Source organism: Pseudomonadota bacterium, from assembly GCA_041395565.1.
Taxonomy (GTDB): Bacteria; Pseudomonadota; Gammaproteobacteria; order UBA9214; family UBA9214; genus UBA9214.
Map to the genome: position 1 here is coordinate 41,163 of JAWLAI010000004.1, position 15,081 is coordinate 56,243.

The 15,081-nt window shown below is 64.1% G+C and carries 12 protein-coding genes and 3 pseudogenes; 6 read left to right on the forward strand and 9 right to left on the reverse strand.

Translation table 11 applies throughout. The features are described from left to right. The first annotated feature begins 338 nt into the window (after nt 1-338). The gene (locus R3F42_06025) at nt 339-527 is read left to right on the forward strand and encodes a DUF2892 domain-containing protein (protein ID MEZ5541586.1); all 189 of its coding nucleotides are present in this window, start codon (nt 339-341) and stop codon (nt 525-527) included. Nucleotides 528-628: 101 nt separating this feature from the next. Here R3F42_06025 and ccmI read toward each other — a convergent pair whose 3' ends face one another. The 5 genes and pseudogenes from ccmI to R3F42_06050 all read right to left on the reverse strand — a co-directional run bounded on the left by ccmI (nt 629) and on the right by R3F42_06050 (nt 5,145). Continuing rightward, entirely contained in the window at nt 629-1,903 is a 1,275-nt protein-coding gene (ccmI, locus tag R3F42_06030; protein ID MEZ5541587.1) for a c-type cytochrome biogenesis protein CcmI, read from the reverse strand. Further along, a complete protein-coding gene (locus tag R3F42_06035; protein MEZ5541588.1) occupies nt 1,900-2,388 on the reverse strand; it encodes a cytochrome c-type biogenesis protein in 489 nt (162 codons plus the stop codon). Before R3F42_06035 ends, ccmI begins: the two co-directional genes overlap by 4 nt. Beyond that, nucleotides 2,388-2,927 (reverse strand): DsbE family thiol:disulfide interchange protein, encoded by a 540-nt coding sequence (locus R3F42_06040; GenBank protein ID MEZ5541589.1) that lies wholly within the window; start codon nt 2,925-2,927, stop codon nt 2,388-2,390. The genes R3F42_06035 and R3F42_06040 overlap by 1 nt, the downstream gene beginning before the upstream one ends. Further along, nucleotides 2,927-4,901, reverse strand: a pseudogene (locus R3F42_06045) (heme lyase CcmF/NrfE family subunit). Before R3F42_06045 ends, R3F42_06040 begins: the two are co-directional and overlap by 1 nt. A 154-nt stretch (nt 4,902-5,055) precedes the next feature. After that, nucleotides 5,056-5,145, reverse strand: a pseudogene (locus tag R3F42_06050) (cytochrome c maturation protein CcmE). On the opposite strand from R3F42_06050, the gene R3F42_06055 reads away from it, so the two are divergent. Further along, nucleotides 5,111-5,383, forward strand: coding sequence for a hypothetical protein (locus tag R3F42_06055; GenBank protein MEZ5541590.1), 273 nt, complete (start codon nt 5,111-5,113; stop codon nt 5,381-5,383). The pseudogene R3F42_06050 and the gene R3F42_06055 overlap by 35 nt on opposite strands. 142 nt (nt 5,384-5,525) lie before the next feature. Here the strand turns inward: R3F42_06055 and R3F42_06060 are convergent. The 3 genes and pseudogenes from R3F42_06060 to ccmA form a co-directional block, all read right to left on the reverse strand. Continuing rightward, a pseudogene (locus R3F42_06060) lies at nt 5,526-6,281 on the reverse strand (heme ABC transporter permease). 1 nt (nt 6,282) lies between these two features. Continuing rightward, complete coding sequence (ccmB, locus tag R3F42_06065) at nt 6,283-6,966, reverse strand: heme exporter protein CcmB (protein MEZ5541591.1); 684 nt, start codon at nt 6,964-6,966, stop codon at nt 6,283-6,285. Beyond that, nucleotides 6,963-7,592, reverse strand: coding sequence for a cytochrome c biogenesis heme-transporting ATPase CcmA (gene ccmA / locus R3F42_06070; protein MEZ5541592.1), 630 nt, complete (start codon nt 7,590-7,592; stop codon nt 6,963-6,965). Before ccmA ends, ccmB begins: the two co-directional genes overlap by 4 nt. Nucleotides 7,593-8,091: 499 nt before the next feature. Between ccmA and R3F42_06075 the strand changes: the two genes are divergently transcribed. After that, nucleotides 8,092-9,471, forward strand: a complete 1,380-nt coding sequence (locus R3F42_06075) for a sigma 54-interacting transcriptional regulator (GenBank protein MEZ5541593.1) — start codon at nt 8,092-8,094, stop codon at nt 9,469-9,471. A gap of 39 nt (nt 9,472-9,510) precedes the next feature. On the opposite strand, the gene R3F42_06080 is transcribed toward R3F42_06075, so the two are convergent. Further along, nucleotides 9,511-9,963, reverse strand: a complete 453-nt coding sequence (locus R3F42_06080; protein MEZ5541594.1) for a DUF2059 domain-containing protein — start codon at nt 9,961-9,963, stop codon at nt 9,511-9,513. 373 nt (nt 9,964-10,336) lie between these two features. Between R3F42_06080 and R3F42_06085 the strand changes: the two genes are divergently transcribed. The 3 genes from R3F42_06085 (at nt 10,337) to R3F42_06095 (ending at nt 15,078) form a co-directional block, all read left to right on the forward strand. Continuing rightward, on the forward strand, nt 10,337-10,645 hold the full coding sequence (locus R3F42_06085; protein MEZ5541595.1) for a c-type cytochrome: 309 nt from the start codon (nt 10,337-10,339) through the stop codon (nt 10,643-10,645). A 532-nt stretch (nt 10,646-11,177) separates the two neighbouring features. After that, entirely contained in the window at nt 11,178-13,835 is a 2,658-nt protein-coding gene (locus R3F42_06090; GenBank protein MEZ5541596.1) for an Ig-like domain-containing protein, read from the forward strand. Continuing rightward, complete coding sequence (locus R3F42_06095; GenBank protein MEZ5541597.1) at nt 13,816-15,078, forward strand: hypothetical protein; 1,263 nt, start codon at nt 13,816-13,818, stop codon at nt 15,076-15,078. Before R3F42_06090 ends, R3F42_06095 begins: the two co-directional genes overlap by 20 nt. Nucleotides 15,079-15,081: the final 3 nt, after the last annotated feature.

The following is a 15,081-nucleotide window of genomic DNA, read 5'->3' on the forward strand; positions in this document are numbered from 1 at the left end:
TCATTCCCGGGCAAGCGGGATGCGGACGTGGCCAGACGCTAATGCAGGATCCTGCTGGCAGTCACACCGAGACTCGAGATCCGGCTCGCGCAGGACGTGACTACAGCAGGCCGTGTGCTCCCCTCCTGAATCGGGTCCATTGCTGCCGTAGCGTGAATCCGGTTTGCCCTGCGCTGTGCCTGTCTCGCGGGCGCTGCTCACTGGATTGCGCGACCTCCCGTATCCCCGTCGCCGTGCGCGAGCCGATTTTCCGGCCAGCGTGATAATGTCACAGACAGTCGCTCGGTCCGTGCCTAACCTATAATCCATCTGTAGTACCAAACGAAGAGGTAGCAACCATGTGCAATGTTGGTGGAATCGACCGGATCCTGCGTATCATCGTCGGCCTGGCGCTGATCAGCCTGGTGTTCGTGGGTCCGAAGGTGGTGTGGGGATGGATCGGCGTTGTGCCGCTGTTGACCGGCGTGTTCAAGTTCTGTCCGGCCTACAAGCTGTTCGGTATCAGCACCTGCCCGACCAAGCAGTAGTTCCTTGATGTCACCAGGGGCCGGATCCCAGCCGGGGTCCGGCCCCTTGTCGTTCGATCTGCCCGGATCCCACGCCCGGTCGCGGGCGTGGCGCCGTCGGTTCAAGGCACGGCGCTGTCGATCAGGACGTCCACGCTGGCGGAAGCGGCGGTGCTGACCGGGGTCCGCTCGCCCTGCAGATCGCCGCTCTGGGGCATGGCGTTGCCCGAATGCGATATGCGTGCGCCGACCGTGACCGGATCGAACCCGGACAGCACCATGGCCGGCGACATGGCCATGGAATCATCCAGCGTCACGGTGACCGGCAGGTCCTTCGCCTGCTTGCGCACGATAGCCAGCGGCATGCGCGGTCCGTTCACCGCGCGGGCGAAGATGAAGACGGTGTCGTCGGGCCGTGTGCGCTGCTGGAGTGCCGGGTCCAGTGATACCGTGACGGTGAGTACCGTGTTGCCGGTTGCGGTTGCGGGCTTGGTGCCGCCGGACGACGCCGTGGCCGGTGCCGCCGGCAGACTGGCGGCCGGCAGCCCGGCCTGCTGCCGGACCTGTGCGATCTGGGCGGTAATGATGTTCCAGTCCTCGCCCTGCGGCTGCATCTGGGCGGCCGCCTGTTCCCAGTAGCCGATCGCCGCAGCGGGATCGCCGGACTGGTTCTTCCAGTGACCGGCCAGCCAGAGTGCCTTCAGATTGGTCGGTTCCAGGGCCAGCGCACGTGCGAGCATGACACCGGCTTCGTCGGTGAAGCGGCCGTCGTTGGTCGCCGCCAGCGCATCGGCGAAGTCCGCCAGCACACCCGCGTTCTCGCCGCCGCCCAGGCGCATGATATTGCGATAGGCCGGTACCGCCTGATCAAAGCGGTTCAGCACGCTGTAGCTCTTCGCCAGCATCAGCCAGCCCTTGAGATCGTCCGGCTCGTTTTGCAGGCGTGTGGCCAGCTTGTTGACCATCTCCTCGACCGACATTTGCGGCGCGCCTTGCTGGCGCGCTGCCTGCTGCGCTGCAGGCGGGTTTGTCTGCAGCAGGGTGATGATCCGCTCGGTCCCGATGGTGCGGTAGAGCAGGGTGGCGCCGACCGGCACCGCGATGGCGACCAGCAGGGCCAGCCAGCTGCCGTTGCGCACCGGCTTGGCCGCGCCGCCGCCGTCGAGGTCGTAGAGCAGCTCGCGCTCCAGGTCCGCGCGGGCGGCCTCGTACTGTGCCTGTTCGATGCGTCCCGCCTCCAGGTCGGTATCGAGTTCGGCGAGCCGGGCGCGGGCGACCTCGGTGTTGAGCGCATCCCGGTCGACCGCGTGGCCGGCACGGTAACGCAGCAGCGGCGTGACCACGAACAGCAGGGCCAGCAGCGCCATGACCGCTGCCATACTCCAGAACGCGGTCATGACGGACGCTCCTCCCCGGAGCCCTCGCGCCGCAATGCCGCTTCGAGGCGCCGGCGCTCGTCCGTGCTCAGTTCCTGCTGCGGTACCTGCTGCTGACGCCGCAGCGAGCGCAGCAGCAGCACGCCCGCGATCATCAGCAGCACGAAGGGACCGAACCAGATCAGCCAGGTCGAGGGTTTCAGCGGCGGCTTGTAGAGCACGAAGTCACCGTAGCGCGCGACCAGGAACTCGACGATCTGCGCGTCGGTCTTGCCATCCTGCATCATGCCGTAGACCTCGGCGCGCAGGTCGTGGGCGAGCTCGGCGTCGGAATCGGCGAGCGACTGGTTCTGGCACACCAGGCAGCGCAGTTCCTCGATCAGCGCCTTGAAATGATGCTCCTGTTCGGGAGTCGAGAATTTGAACGATTCCAGCGTGGTGGTGGCTGGTGCCGTGCCGCAGCACAGCAGCAGGCCGAGTGCCGCCGCGGCGATTATCCTGTTCATTATTGCGTGGCTTCCAGTTTGTCGAGCAGCGGCAGGATCTCGTTGGCGAGTACCGCGTCTGTGAGCGGACCGATGTGCTTGTGGCGGATGATGCCATCCTTGTCCATGATGAAGGTTTCCGGCGCACCGTAGACGCCCCAGTCGATGCCCGTGCGCCCGTGCTCGTCGAAGGCATTGGCCACGTAGGGATTGCCCAGCTGCCGCAGCCAGCGCTGCGCGTCCGCGCGATTGTCCTTGTAGTTCAGTCCGTAGATGGCGACCTTGCCGGTGCGCGCGAATGCCACCAGCGTCTCGTGTTCGGCACGGCAGGAGGTGCACCAGGTCGCCCAGACATTGAGGATGCTGGGTTTGCCCTTGAGGTCGGCGTCGGTGATGGTGACCGCGGGATCGTCGAGCCGCGGCAGCGCGAAGGTCGGCATCGGCTTGCCGATCAGCGGCGACGGCACGATCTTCGGGTCGAGCCCGAGGCCGACATAAAGCAGGCCGGCGAGCAGTACGAATACCAGCAGCGGTACGAGGTAGCGCAGGTAGCGTGTCATCAGCCGTGTGCTTCCCGGGTCCGGTCGCTGCGGACTGCTGGCGCTACGGCCGTGCGCGCGACCGGCAGGCGATAACGCCGGTCGAGCGCGGCGAGTAGGCCGCCGCATGCGATGAGCAGGCCGCCGAGCCAGATCCAGCGTACGTAGGGTTTGTAGTAGAGTCGCAGGCTCCAGTCGCCGCCGCCCAGACCCTCGCCCAGCGAGACGTAGATGTCACGCATCAGTCCGGCATTGATGCCGGCCTCGGTCATTGGTTTGCGCTGAACCGTGTAGGTACGCTTCTCGGGGTTGAGCTGCGCGACTTCGGTGCCGTCGCGGCTGACCACGATGCTGCCGCGATCGGCATGGTAGTTCGGACCCTGCACGCTCTGCACGCCGTCGAAGCGGAAGCTGTATCCCGCCATCTCGTAGGTCTGGCCGGGTGACATGCGCACGTCCTCTTCAGCCTCGAACTGCGTGACGAAGGTGATGCCGATAATGAAGACGGCCACACCCAGGTGTGCGAGGATCATGCCGAAGTAACTGCCGTTGCCGCGGGCTGCAGGGTTGCGCAGCAATGTGCGCAGGCTGGCCGTGTTGCGGTAGCGCTGGCGCAGGCTCAGTACCAGCGAGGACAGCAGCCACACCGCGAGCGCGACGGCCAGTCCGGCCCAGGGCGAGAAATCGTGCAGGATGGGCAGCGCCACCAGGATGCCGGCGGCGAGGCTCGCAAGCAGTGCGTTGCGGTAGGTACGCAGCAGGTCGGCCGGGTTGTGGTGCTTCCAGCGGGTCATCGGTCCGAAACCCATCAGCACCACCATGAACGGCGTGAAGATCACGAACATGGTGGTGAACCAGGGAAAACCGACCGAAATCTTGCCCCAGCCCATCGCATCGTAGATCAGCGGCGCCAGTGTACCCAGCAGGATGAAGGCGGTGATGACCACCAGCAGCAGGTTGTTGCCGAGCAGCAGGGTTTCCCGGGACAGCGAGGAGAACCGGCCGCCGCTGGTGATATCCGGCGCCCGCCATGCGTACAGGGTGAGCGAGCCGCCGATGACGAGGCACAGGAACACGAGGATGAACAGGCCGCGGGCAGGATCGGCCGCGAAGGAGTGCACCGAGGTGAGCACGCCGGAACGGACCAGGAAGGTGCCGAGCAGGCTGAGCGAGAAGGCGAGCAGCGACAGCAATACGGTCCAGCGCTTGAAGGCGCCGCGTTTTTCCGTCACCGCCAGCGAATGGATCAACGCGGTGGCAGCCAGCCACGGCATGAACGAGGCATTCTCGACCGGGTCCCAGAACCACCAGCCACCCCAGCCCAGTCCGTAGGCCCACCAGCTGCCGAGCGTGATGCCTATGGTCAGGAACGTCCAGGCGACCAGGGTCCAGGGTCGCGATCAGCGCGCCTACGGCGTCGAGGCTTGCTGCCGATCAGCGGCAGCGATCGCGAAACTGAAGGCGACCGACATGCCGACGTAACCCATGTAGAGCATGGCGGATGCACGGCCAGCTCGATCCTGCAGCAACGGCCGAGGTCGCCGCCTTCCAGGGGACCGGGAACACGCGCGCGAACGGATTCGATGGTGAACAGCAGGAAGGCCAGGAAGCCGATAGCGGCGACCATGCCCATGACCGATGCACCTGTGCGCCAGCACCTCGGCCGGCAGATTGCGGGTGAAGGTCGCCACGCCACCAGTCCAGGCTGCACGAATAGGTAGCGCCCACAGTAGCAAAGGAAGCCCTCGTGTGCGCCCCCACACGGCGGAATCTTGCATGACGCGGGCAGCAGGGTGTTGCCGTTCTGGGCGACGTAGAGGACGGAGAAATCGCCGTTCAGGAAGGCGTTGACCAGGGCAGGCGAAGGCGACGGCCGTAAAGGTGAACTGGCCCCATGCCAATGGGTTTCTGCGTCATGGCTACCCAGCGCGGGGTGTTGGTGAGGCTGCCGGCCATGGTGATGGCGAGCACCACGGACAGGCACAGCGCCAGGATGAGCGCAGTCGATCGAGCCCGGGATCATGGCGTCGCCGTCTCCGCGGCCATCTTGCCGCTGCCTTCCTCGTGCGGTCTTCGCATCGGCTACCTCCGGCGGCATGTAGTTCGTCGTGTTGGCCAGCACCTCGTCCGCGACGAACAGCCTGCGCCGCCGGGGCGGGCCATGCGCTACGATGCCCTGGCCCTCGCGGAACAGGTCGGGCAGGATGCCGGTGTACTGGACCGTGATCAACTTCGGCATTGTCGGTGATATCGAAATTGACGGTCAGCCCGTCGGACTGGCGCTCACGCTGCCTGTGGTGACCAGGCCGCCGACCCACCCAGATGATGGCCTGGTCAGCTTCTACCCGCGACCACCTTGGTCGGGGTGTAGAAGAACATCAGGTTCTGTTGAAGGCCTCAGCGAAGCCGGCGGCGACGCCGACACCGACCACCATCAGGCCGACGAGCATGGAGGCGTTGTTTGCGCTATGTCATGACCTCCGCGTGCGCCGCAGGCGCGGTGCAATGTCGGCCAGCAGCTCGCGCTGGCGCAGGGCAGGGCGATGTTGACCAGCAGGATCAGCAGCGCGATGCCGTAGGATGACCACACGGAAGGCGTAACCGCCCATGTGCAGGAATTCAGTCAGATTCATTTCGTCTCCACAAGTTCCCTGACCCAGCCGGCATGGCGCTCCGCTCCAGCACCTCGCAGCGGGCACGCATCAGGACCACGCAGGCGTAATAGAGCTTGAAGGACAGTGCCATCAGCAGCAGCGGGATGAGCATGCCGATGGGGACGTGACGGTCGGTCGAACTGGTCACGGTGGCGCGCCCAGCAGGTGTTCCACCACTCCACCGAGTAGTGAATGATCGGGATGTTGATCACACCGACCAGCGCCAGGATGGCCACCGCACGCGCTGCGGTGCGCCGGTCCTCGATGGCGGAATACAGCGCGATCACGCCGAGGTACAGGAACAGCAGGATCAGCTCCGAGGTCAGGCGGGCGTCCCATACCCATCGCCCAGGTGCCCCACATCGGCTTGCCCCAGAACGAGCCGGTGACCAGCAGGCTGGAAGGTGAACGAGGGCGCCCAGTACCGGCGCGCTGCTGATGGCGATCACCTCGGCCAGCTTCATGCGCCACACGAGGCCGATGGCGCCGGTGACGGCCATGACGACGTAGATGAACATCGACATCCGCGGCTGGGACGCGCACGAACATGATGTGGTAGCTCTCGCCCTGCTGGTATCGGGCGGGGCCTTGATCAGGCCGTAATACAGCCCTGCCAACGCCAGTGCAGAGCGCAGCCGCCGCCGCGCCAGGGTATCCAGGCGCCGGCGATGCGGTAGAAATGCTTGGGCGAGGCCAGTTTGTGAAAGAAGTTGTTAAACATATCAACTCAGGCTGACGCGCAGGGCCGCCGCCGTGGCGAACGGCGACAGGCTCAGCGCCAGTACCAGTAGTGCCGCGATCAGCGACAGGTGGGCTGTGACCGAGAGGCCGGCCGCCGCGGTATCCACGGCGCTGGACGCGAAGATCAGCAGCGGTATGTACAAGGGTAGCACGAGTAGGGACAGGATCATCCCACCCCTGCGCAGGCCGACGGTCAGCGCCACCCCGACCGCGCCGATCAGGCTCAGCACCGGCGTACCCAGCAGCAGGGTGAGGAACAGGATCCGTGTTCCTGCCGCCGGCAGCCCCAGAAACATTGCCAGCAGTGGGGATATGAGCAGCAACGGCAGGCCGGTGATCAGCCAGTGCGCAAGCACCTTCGCCAGCACCAGCAGCGAGACCGGATGGGAACTGAGCAGGTACTGCTCCAGTGTCCCGTCCTCGAAATCGGAGCGGAAGATGCCGTCCAGCGACAGCAGCGCTGCGAGCAGGGCTGCCACCCAGATGACACCAGGGCCCACGGCCTGCAGCAGGTTCGGGTTCGCCCCGATGCCGAGCGGGAACAGGCTGGTCACGAGAATGAAGAACAGCAGCGGATTGAACATCTCCGCGCGGTGGCGCATGGCCAGGATCAGGTCGCGCCGTACCAGCAGGGCGATGGCGCGGGGCAGGGAGTGGCGTTTCATGCGGCCTGCCGGGCGCGGTCGGACAGGTTGATGCGGTGCACCCTGGCCCGTTGCAGGTTGACGGCATGATGCGAGGTGACGGCGATCATGCCGCCAGCCTGGGTGTGTGCATCCAGCAGCTCCTCGATCACCTGGATACCGTGTACGTCCAGCGAGGTGAAGGGCTCATCCAGGATCCAGAGCGTGGCGTCGGTGACCAACAGGCGCGCCAGGGCGAGGCGGCGCTGCTGCCCGGCCGAGAGATTGCGGGTCGGCACGTCCTCGAAGCCGTAGAGGTCGACGCGGGCGAGGGCGGCAGAGAGGGTCATGTCGCTGGGCCGACCGAGCGCACGGGCCATGGCGAGGTTCTCGAGCGGGGTCAGGTCGAGCTTGATGCCATCGCGGTGACCCACGTAGGCCGTGTGCTGGTGGTAGTCCGCGCCGAGCCGCGCGATGTCCGTGCCGCACCAGGTGATCATGCCGGCGTCCGGCAGGCGGATGCCGCAGAGGATGCGCAGCAGCGAGGTCTTGCCGCTGCCGTTGCGCCCCTCCAGCAGCAGCGCTTCGCCGGCTTCGAGTCGGAAATCCAGGTCGCGAAACAGGGTGCGGTCATCCCGTATGCACTCCAGTTCCCGGGCTGCGAGCACTGTAGGGTTGCTGCCGGCTTCAGTCACGATGAATGTCTTGTCGGTATTTTTCAGGTTGTTGGGGCGAAATCATACTATCGTCAGTGAACATTGCACCATACTTTATCGTGCCTGTGGCTGGCCGGTCCTGCTGCGCCGTCACACCCGGCATCCCTTGTCGCCCGCTCCGGGATGGGGCGTGAACCGGTATCCGCTGTTGGATAGCGGCAGCCCTCCGCCCGGCTCGAGTCCGCGGCGGCACCGGGTAGGTGCGATGCTGACGGTGCCGCGATCCGGTGCCGGCACCGCTGCCGCCGCGGCAGAATATCACAGGCTATTGTAAATTAAATAAAAAGTGGCCTGACGCTGCCGCCGGGCGGCGGTGCCCACGCGCGGCATGATCCAGATCAAGTTGCGCCATTTGTGTCAGGTGCTAGACTATCTGCAACAATCAGCATGTCAATAATGGCGCTTGGTATCAGTTATTGCGGGGGCAATCTGATCAAGGCGGAGAAAAATAATGGACGAGCCTGTCGCTTCACTGCCTATCGAACTCAATTCGCTGCTTGAAACGCACGACAAACCGTTCGTCGTCATCGACAGCGACTACCGGATTGTCGCCGTGAACAGTGCCTACGAACAGACCTTCGGGGTGACCGCGGTGGAAACGGTGGGGAAGCGCTGTTTCGAGGTCAGTCACAAGAGCCAGATGCCATGCGGCGAAGCCGGCGAGGACTGTCCGCACAAGAGCCTGTACGCCAGCAACAAGCCGAGCCGGTGCGTGCATGATCACTACGATCAGCAGGGTCGCATGTACCAGGTCAGGGTTTCTGCCTATCCGATCAGCGGCAGTGACGGCAAGCTCTACATGGGCGAGATGATCGAGGAGATCGGCGCGCCCGCTGAACGGCGCAAGAACGGCCGGCGCATGGTCGGCAAGAGCCGTCCGTTCCTCGGTTGTCTCGATCAGCTCAAGGTCGCCGCGGCGACCGACGCCCCGGTGCTGGTTCAGGGCGAGACCGGAACCGGCAAGGAGCTGGCGGCACGGCACATCCATCTGCATTCGGCGCGCAGGGAGCAGCCGTTCCTGACCGTCGATTGCACCGTGCTGACCGACACCCTGTTCGAGGCCGAGGTGTTTGGCCATGCGCGCGGCGCGTTTACCGGCAGCGTGGGTGAGCGCATCGGCCTGTTCGAGCAGGCCAACGGCGGTACGCTGTTCCTCGACGAAGTGGGCGAGTTGCCGCTGTCGCAACAGGCCAAGCTGCTGCGTGCGCTGGAGACGGGCCAGTTCCGCCGGGTCGGTGGCCGGCGCATGCGGCATAGCGATGTGCGCATCATCTGCGCGACCAACCGGCATTTATGGGACGGCGTGAAGGCCGGCCATTTCCGTGAAGACCTGTATTACCGTATCGCCTGCCTGGCGATTCGCATGCCGCCCTTGCGCGAGCGCCTCGAGGATATCGATGTGCTGGCGGAGAACCTGCTGGAACGGATCAATCAGATCATGAAACAGCAGTTCATGCTCGGAGCCGATGCAATCCGTTGCCTCAGACAGTACGAGTATCCGGGCAACGTGCGCGAACTGCGCAACGTCCTGTTCGTTGCGGCATCCCGCTGCCAGGGCGTCGTGATCGATGCCGATCTCGGTCCCGGTGGTGCCTTCGACGAACATGCCAAGACCCGGATGCACAAATCCGCCGACAGCGGGCAGCAGGCGCGGGTTGCCGAAGATACTGCCGTTGTGCAGGACGGGACGCCGACCCTGAAGGATGTCGAAGCGCGTCACATCGCGGAGCTGTTACAGAAGCATCAGCAGAACCGCAAGCAGGTTGCCGCGGCCCTCGGCGTCAGCGAGCGCACGCTCTACCGCAAGCTCAAGCGCTACGCCCTGAACTGAGCAGCGCCGCGACTGCCGGCGGCGTGCAGCAGCGCCCGGTCACTTCCCGCTCTGGTCCTGTCCGATGGCGGCGCGCAGTTCGCCTATGTTCGTCTGCAGGCGCTGCATCGCCAGCTGATTGCGCTGTGCCACCAGCTGCGGGACGATGGTGATGACTTTCTGCCCGGTCGGCGTCGCGTAGAAATCGTTCATTGCCTGCAGTTCGTCCTCGCTGAAGGTCTGCATGTACATGTCCGTGAGTTCGTCCCTGATGGCGTTCCAGCCGATGTACTTTTCCAGAAAGGCGGTCAGCACATCCTGCTTGCCTGCCAGCGCGGGATCCTGCCGCAGCTGCAGCTGCGCGACCGACTGCACGCCTTCGTTGATCTTCTGTTCCATCTGTGTCAGGCGAAACAGCGTCTCGACCGCCTGGCGGTGGCTCTCCGGGCTTGCCGGTGTTGTCCCAGGCCAGATCAGGGTGGCTGCCAGCAGCAGGGTGAGGCGTGTCGTCATCGCGCAGTCTCCAGGGTGTGGTTTTTCTCCGCAGCGGACATCCTAGCACGATGGTCTGTCGTTGCTGGCGCGGCGCGCATCACGACGCCTGCTATCGGCGCTGCGCGAGGGTAATGAATGTGGTGTGGCGCGCGAGACGGGCCATTAAAATATTAATAAACAAAATTTTAAAATATAAATTTAATTATGTTTCTAATGATTATGGGAGATCGGGATGCGCCCGGAACGCCTTTGTGACAAAATCACCGCGTACATGATGATTTGCTTATATAATGATGCTGGGTCGCCGGTAGGTTCGGCTGAGGGTCTGCTTATGGCTGCCCGTCCCGGTGTCTATTCACAACAACTTGTTTGGAATACGGAGTGACAGGTGATGAAGAACATGATCAAGCTTGCCGTCCTCGGCACAACCCTGCTCGTAGCGAACACTGCCGTGCAGGCGGCCGATGCGGAAACCATTTACAACACCAAGTGCATGGCCTGCCATGCCACGGGTGCCGCGGGTGCGCCGAAGGTCGGTGACAAGGAGGCCTGGGCGCCGCGTATCGCCACCGGAATGGACGCCCTGCTGGCCAGCGCCACCAATGGCAAGAATGCCATGCCGCCGAAGGGCACCTGCATGGATTGCACCGCGGACGACCTCAAGGGCGTCATCGAGTACATGACCTCCCAGAGCAAGTAAGCACTGCAGGCGGTCGGGTGGTCCGTCCCGCAGGGCGGCGGATCACCCGGCTACCGTCAACGCTGTACAGTCGCTTGCCGCCTGCCCGGCGCAAGCAGCACGTCGCCGCAGCAACAATGTCAACGCGGCGCACGCAACCGGCCCGGGATGCGGGCGCTATAGAGGCCTACCGGCACCGTGTTACGCCAAATGCGTGATTCCCGCCGCAGCTTGCCGACTGGATATCCCGATATCACCCCTAACTGACGCCTTTGTCATGACATACTGCCATTTGTGGCAGTCATGGCGTGGCAGTTATCTCGCTTGCGACGGAGGCTAGTCAAAGTCACGTCGCTCAATTGTCTGATTTGGCGGGCATTGTCAGGCCGTAAAAATTCCGGCTTTTATGGCATGGGTATTGCACCGTTATAAAACAGCTTGATCCATTCCGGCGCGTCAGGGCGCGTGTCGGCAATGGAAAAAGTAAAAAGTGCATACATCAAAACAAACAGCGTGGAACGCCGCAGGCAGGCGTTTTCTGGAGGGGGTTATAATGATACCAAGCCTATTTTCTCACCACAGCAGTTGCCGGTCGGATGCGCCGAAGAATCCGCTGGCAGTCACCGCGCTGGTGCTCATGTTGTCATGTCCACTGGCGCAGGCCGTACCGGGGGATGCCGATAACGACGGCGTTCCTGACGCACAAGATAACTGCATAAATACACCCAACGGTGCCGCGACTCCGTCCATCAACCAGCTCGACAGTAACGGGGATGGATACGGCAATGCCTGTGACGCCGACCTAGACCAATCGGGTTTTGTCGACGCTGTTGACCTCGCGCTGTTCAGGTCCAAGTACCGCACCACCGATCCCGATGCTGACCTCAACGGCAGTGGCCTGGTGGATGCCGTCGATCTGGCGCTGTTCCGCTCGCTCTACCGTAAGGACGTTGGACCCTCCTGTATCACCCTGCCGAATGCCTGTCAGGCAGTGGTTGCACGCGGCGACACCTACGCGACACCGGTCGGCAGGACCCTCACGGTGACGGCTTCGCGCGTGTCCGGCGTGCTGTACAACGACCACGATACCGATTCCGCCACGGGTGAACTGCTTGGTAACGCGGGGCTGACGGCGGTCAAGGACAGCGACCCGCTCCACGGCACCCTGACCCTGAACGCCGATGGCTCGTTTACCTACGTTCCCGACGGCACCCAGGGTGACAACGACAACGATAGCTTCACCTATCACTCGGTAGATGGTGACAGCAACGCCTCCGCGGTGACGACGGTCAATATCCTCACGACGTCCAACCAGACGGACTTCAAGATCATGATGAACTACGAGCTGGGCATGCACTGCACCGGCTTCGAGTTCTCATACTGCTGCGTACTGCCGCCCTACAACTCGATACTGGCGCAGGTGGTCAAACCGCAGGGCGCGGCGACCCCGGCAAGCAACGCGGATTTCCCGCGCCTGCTTGAAGGCGACCCCAACAACGGACTCGACGGCCTGGGTCGCGAGACGGTGCTGCGCGACTATGACGGTGCCGGCAACATCCACAAGTACTATCTCGAGTACTACCACGACGCGCAGCCGCGTCGCGAAGGCAATATGCCCGGTACCTTCAACGACCAGACCTCGACCCTGATCAGCGCGGTCGAGGGCAACTCGCTGCTGTATGCGAACACCCCCTACGACTCGGCACTGGTGGACACGACCGGCGCGATCACGGGTGTGCCCGGCAAGATCGTCACCGGTACCTACAACGGCGTACCGAACGTGGTGCAGGGTGACGGCGATTACACGGATGCGACCGACAACTTCGCCAACGGCTGGCTGAACCACCTCTACATCTACGCCGACCTGGAAGGCAGCAATCCCGCCGGTTCCACCCTGGAGGCCGACAAGATCCGTCTGGGTGTCTCAGGCATGGTCGAATACCCGGCCGACTCCGGTGCTGCACTGCAGCCGATGGGTCCGACCGGCAACGGCACCCCCTTCAGCAACGTGCTGACCTTCTCGGGGGATACCGGCACTGTCGTGTATACCCAAATGAAGGTGCTGGAGAATCTGCCCATCACGCTGACCTCGCCGCGTATCTGGGAGGCCCTGGGCATGCCGCTGACGCCGTTCGAGGACTCGATCAACTTCTTCGCCGATCCCGGCCTCGTTGACGAAGACTCGCTGCGTCCCTACGTCGCGATGAAGGCGCGCCTGCATGAGGCGACCTGCAACGAAGCCACCGGCGCATGCACCAAGGGTGCGGCGGTGATCGGCAGCAACGGCCAGCCCGTCATCGGCTTCGGTACTGCGCCGATCGACATCCCGAACTGCGAACGCTGCCATTCGGCCCCGGCCTACAAGGCCGATGGCGTCACGCCGAATGTCAACAGCCCGAGCTACATCCGTCGCCAGGGCGGACCCGATCCGTTCTTCGGTCCTGCCGGCGAGTCGCTCGAGGCGATTACCAACCTGGAAATCAACTACTGGAAGGCCCTCTACGGGCTCGATCCCGCGACGGGCGATACCGACTGGTATGCACGCCTCAAGGGTGCGGCCATCAACATGATGGTGATGCATGACTTCGATGTCGGCACCAGCTTCACGGCCAACTACCCGTCTGCGGGCAACCCGCTGGGTCTGCCGCCGGCGATGGCGGCCCTGCCCCAGAACACCCGTCTGGGTCACGAGTCCGTGATCTGCCAGAAGTGCCATGCCGACAACGTCATCGCGGTGGTCAAGTCGGCCGGCGCCGGTAACTTCCTGGTACCGCCGATCTCGGAGGCTATCCACCGCACCCACCGTGAGACCAGCGAAGGTGGCGTGATTGCCTTCGACGACGCGCTGGGTCGCTCCGGCGGCTGCCAGGGCTGCCATCCGGCGCACCGTTCCGACGGCACGATGGACGGCTACCCGATCACCCTGGATGGCGACAACGCCCAGGCCAATTCGGATAACCGCCTGGCCGCAGGTGGTTGCTTCGTCGGCCGCGACGTGCATTCCAACCCGCTCAAGGACGCGGACGGTGCCGAGACACCGGCCCACCTGAACGCGGCCGGCCAGTGGCTGGCGGACAACGTGTTCCACAACCAGGCGAGGCCTCGCCGGCAGCGATGCCGACACCCGCGGTATCTGGTGCACCAACTGCCACAGCCAACTGGGGCAGGAGCTGTGGAAGACCGAGAACTGTGTGGATCTGGTCAACGGTGACTGCATCGACAACCCGCGCGGTGCCGCGACCCTGGCCGACATGGCTGCGGCCGTGGGTGTGAGCGAAGCGCAGGCCATCGCCTGGCTGGATCCGAACAGCGCCGACCTGCACGGTACCGGCCTGGGTGACTTTACCCATGCCATCTGGGATGCCGATCCCGGCATCTGCCAGTACCTGGTCAATCCGGCCAACCCGGCGCACGACGGCAAGGTGGCGACCATCGAGGTCGCGATCCCGGCCGCGGGCCATACCTGCTCGACGCCCGATCAGGTCGGCCCGGTCGACTGCTCCGGTGTGGGCGGTCCGGTGTTCAACATCTGCGGTACCTTCGACGCCGACGGTGACTTCAGCGTGCATGCGCTGGATTTCTGCACCACCGACGACTGCGTTGCAGCCGCCCAGGGTACGCTGGCCAACTCGGCAGCGGTGCCGGTACCGTTCTCTGCAGCCACCGACGGTCGCGACCACTGGCTGGCAGCGGGTGAACCCCACTGCGCGGACTGCCATGCGGCCCCGTACGTGGAGCAGAGCGGCAACATCAACGCCTTTGCACCGTTCAACTATCCGCGCAAGGCGAGCCTGATGCGTTACTCGCGTGGTCACCAGGACATCAGCTGTCAGGGTTGCCACGAGTCGATCCATGGTCTCTATCCGGTGACCCCGGCGATCGACAACACGAGCTACGCGCAGGCGGCGGCACTCAACCACGATGGTTCACACGGTCCGCTGAAGTGCGGCACCTGCCATGCGGTGGATGCGAACGGTATCCCGACCTGGATCGGAAGCTTCGGTGGCGGGGGCTCGCTTGCCTCGCAGGTGCCGACATTCGACGCGGCAGTGACCTGGGCGCATACCTATACGGATGAGGCCAATGTGCTCAACTCGACCTGCCAGAACTGCCACGGTGTGAATGGGTTCGGTGGTCCGTTGAACTCCGCCAGCAATCCGGCTGACTGGGTCAACGTGGCGAACCACACCACGCCGTTCCTGCAGCACGCGATGAACGGATTCACGTCGCGGCAGATGCTGGACAAGGCCGAAACCCTGGTGAATGGTGATGTCACTGGCTCGACCAACGGCTCCGATGGCGTCTGTCTGGGCTGTCATGTCGACTTCACCGGCGGCGGCACCACCCTGAACTGCACCAATGGGTGGAGGCAGCATCTGACCCAGGGTCGAGTCTCCGAGTCTGTCTGGGAGCATGTCTCCCTGACGGTGGCGGGTTCACGCTGCGGCTGGTAACCA

Coding starts and splice junctions, on each gene's coding strand:
- R3F42_06040 (MEZ5541589.1), bottom strand. CDS start 2,927: ATGACACGCTACCTGCGCTACCTCGTACCGCTGCTGGTATTCGTACTG.
- R3F42_06035 (MEZ5541588.1), bottom strand. CDS start 2,388: ATGAACAGGATAATCGCCGCGGCGGCACTCGGCCTGCTGCTGTGCTGC.
- ccmB (MEZ5541591.1), bottom strand. CDS start 6,966: ATGAAACGCCACTCCCTGCCCCGCGCCATCGCCCTGCTGGTACGGCGC.
- R3F42_06075 (MEZ5541593.1), top strand. CDS start 8,092: ATGGACGAGCCTGTCGCTTCACTGCCTATCGAACTCAATTCGCTGCTT.
- R3F42_06055 (MEZ5541590.1), top strand. CDS start 5,111: ATGCCGGTGTACTGGACCGTGATCAACTTCGGCATTGTCGGTGATATC.
- R3F42_06085 (MEZ5541595.1), top strand. CDS start 10,337: ATGAAGAACATGATCAAGCTTGCCGTCCTCGGCACAACCCTGCTCGTA.
- R3F42_06080 (MEZ5541594.1), bottom strand. CDS start 9,963: ATGACGACACGCCTCACCCTGCTGCTGGCAGCCACCCTGATCTGGCCT.
- ccmI (MEZ5541587.1), bottom strand. CDS start 1,903: ATGACCGCGTTCTGGAGTATGGCAGCGGTCATGGCGCTGCTGGCCCTG.
- R3F42_06090 (MEZ5541596.1), top strand. CDS start 11,178: ATGATACCAAGCCTATTTTCTCACCACAGCAGTTGCCGGTCGGATGCG.
- R3F42_06025 (MEZ5541586.1), top strand. CDS start 339: ATGTGCAATGTTGGTGGAATCGACCGGATCCTGCGTATCATCGTCGGC.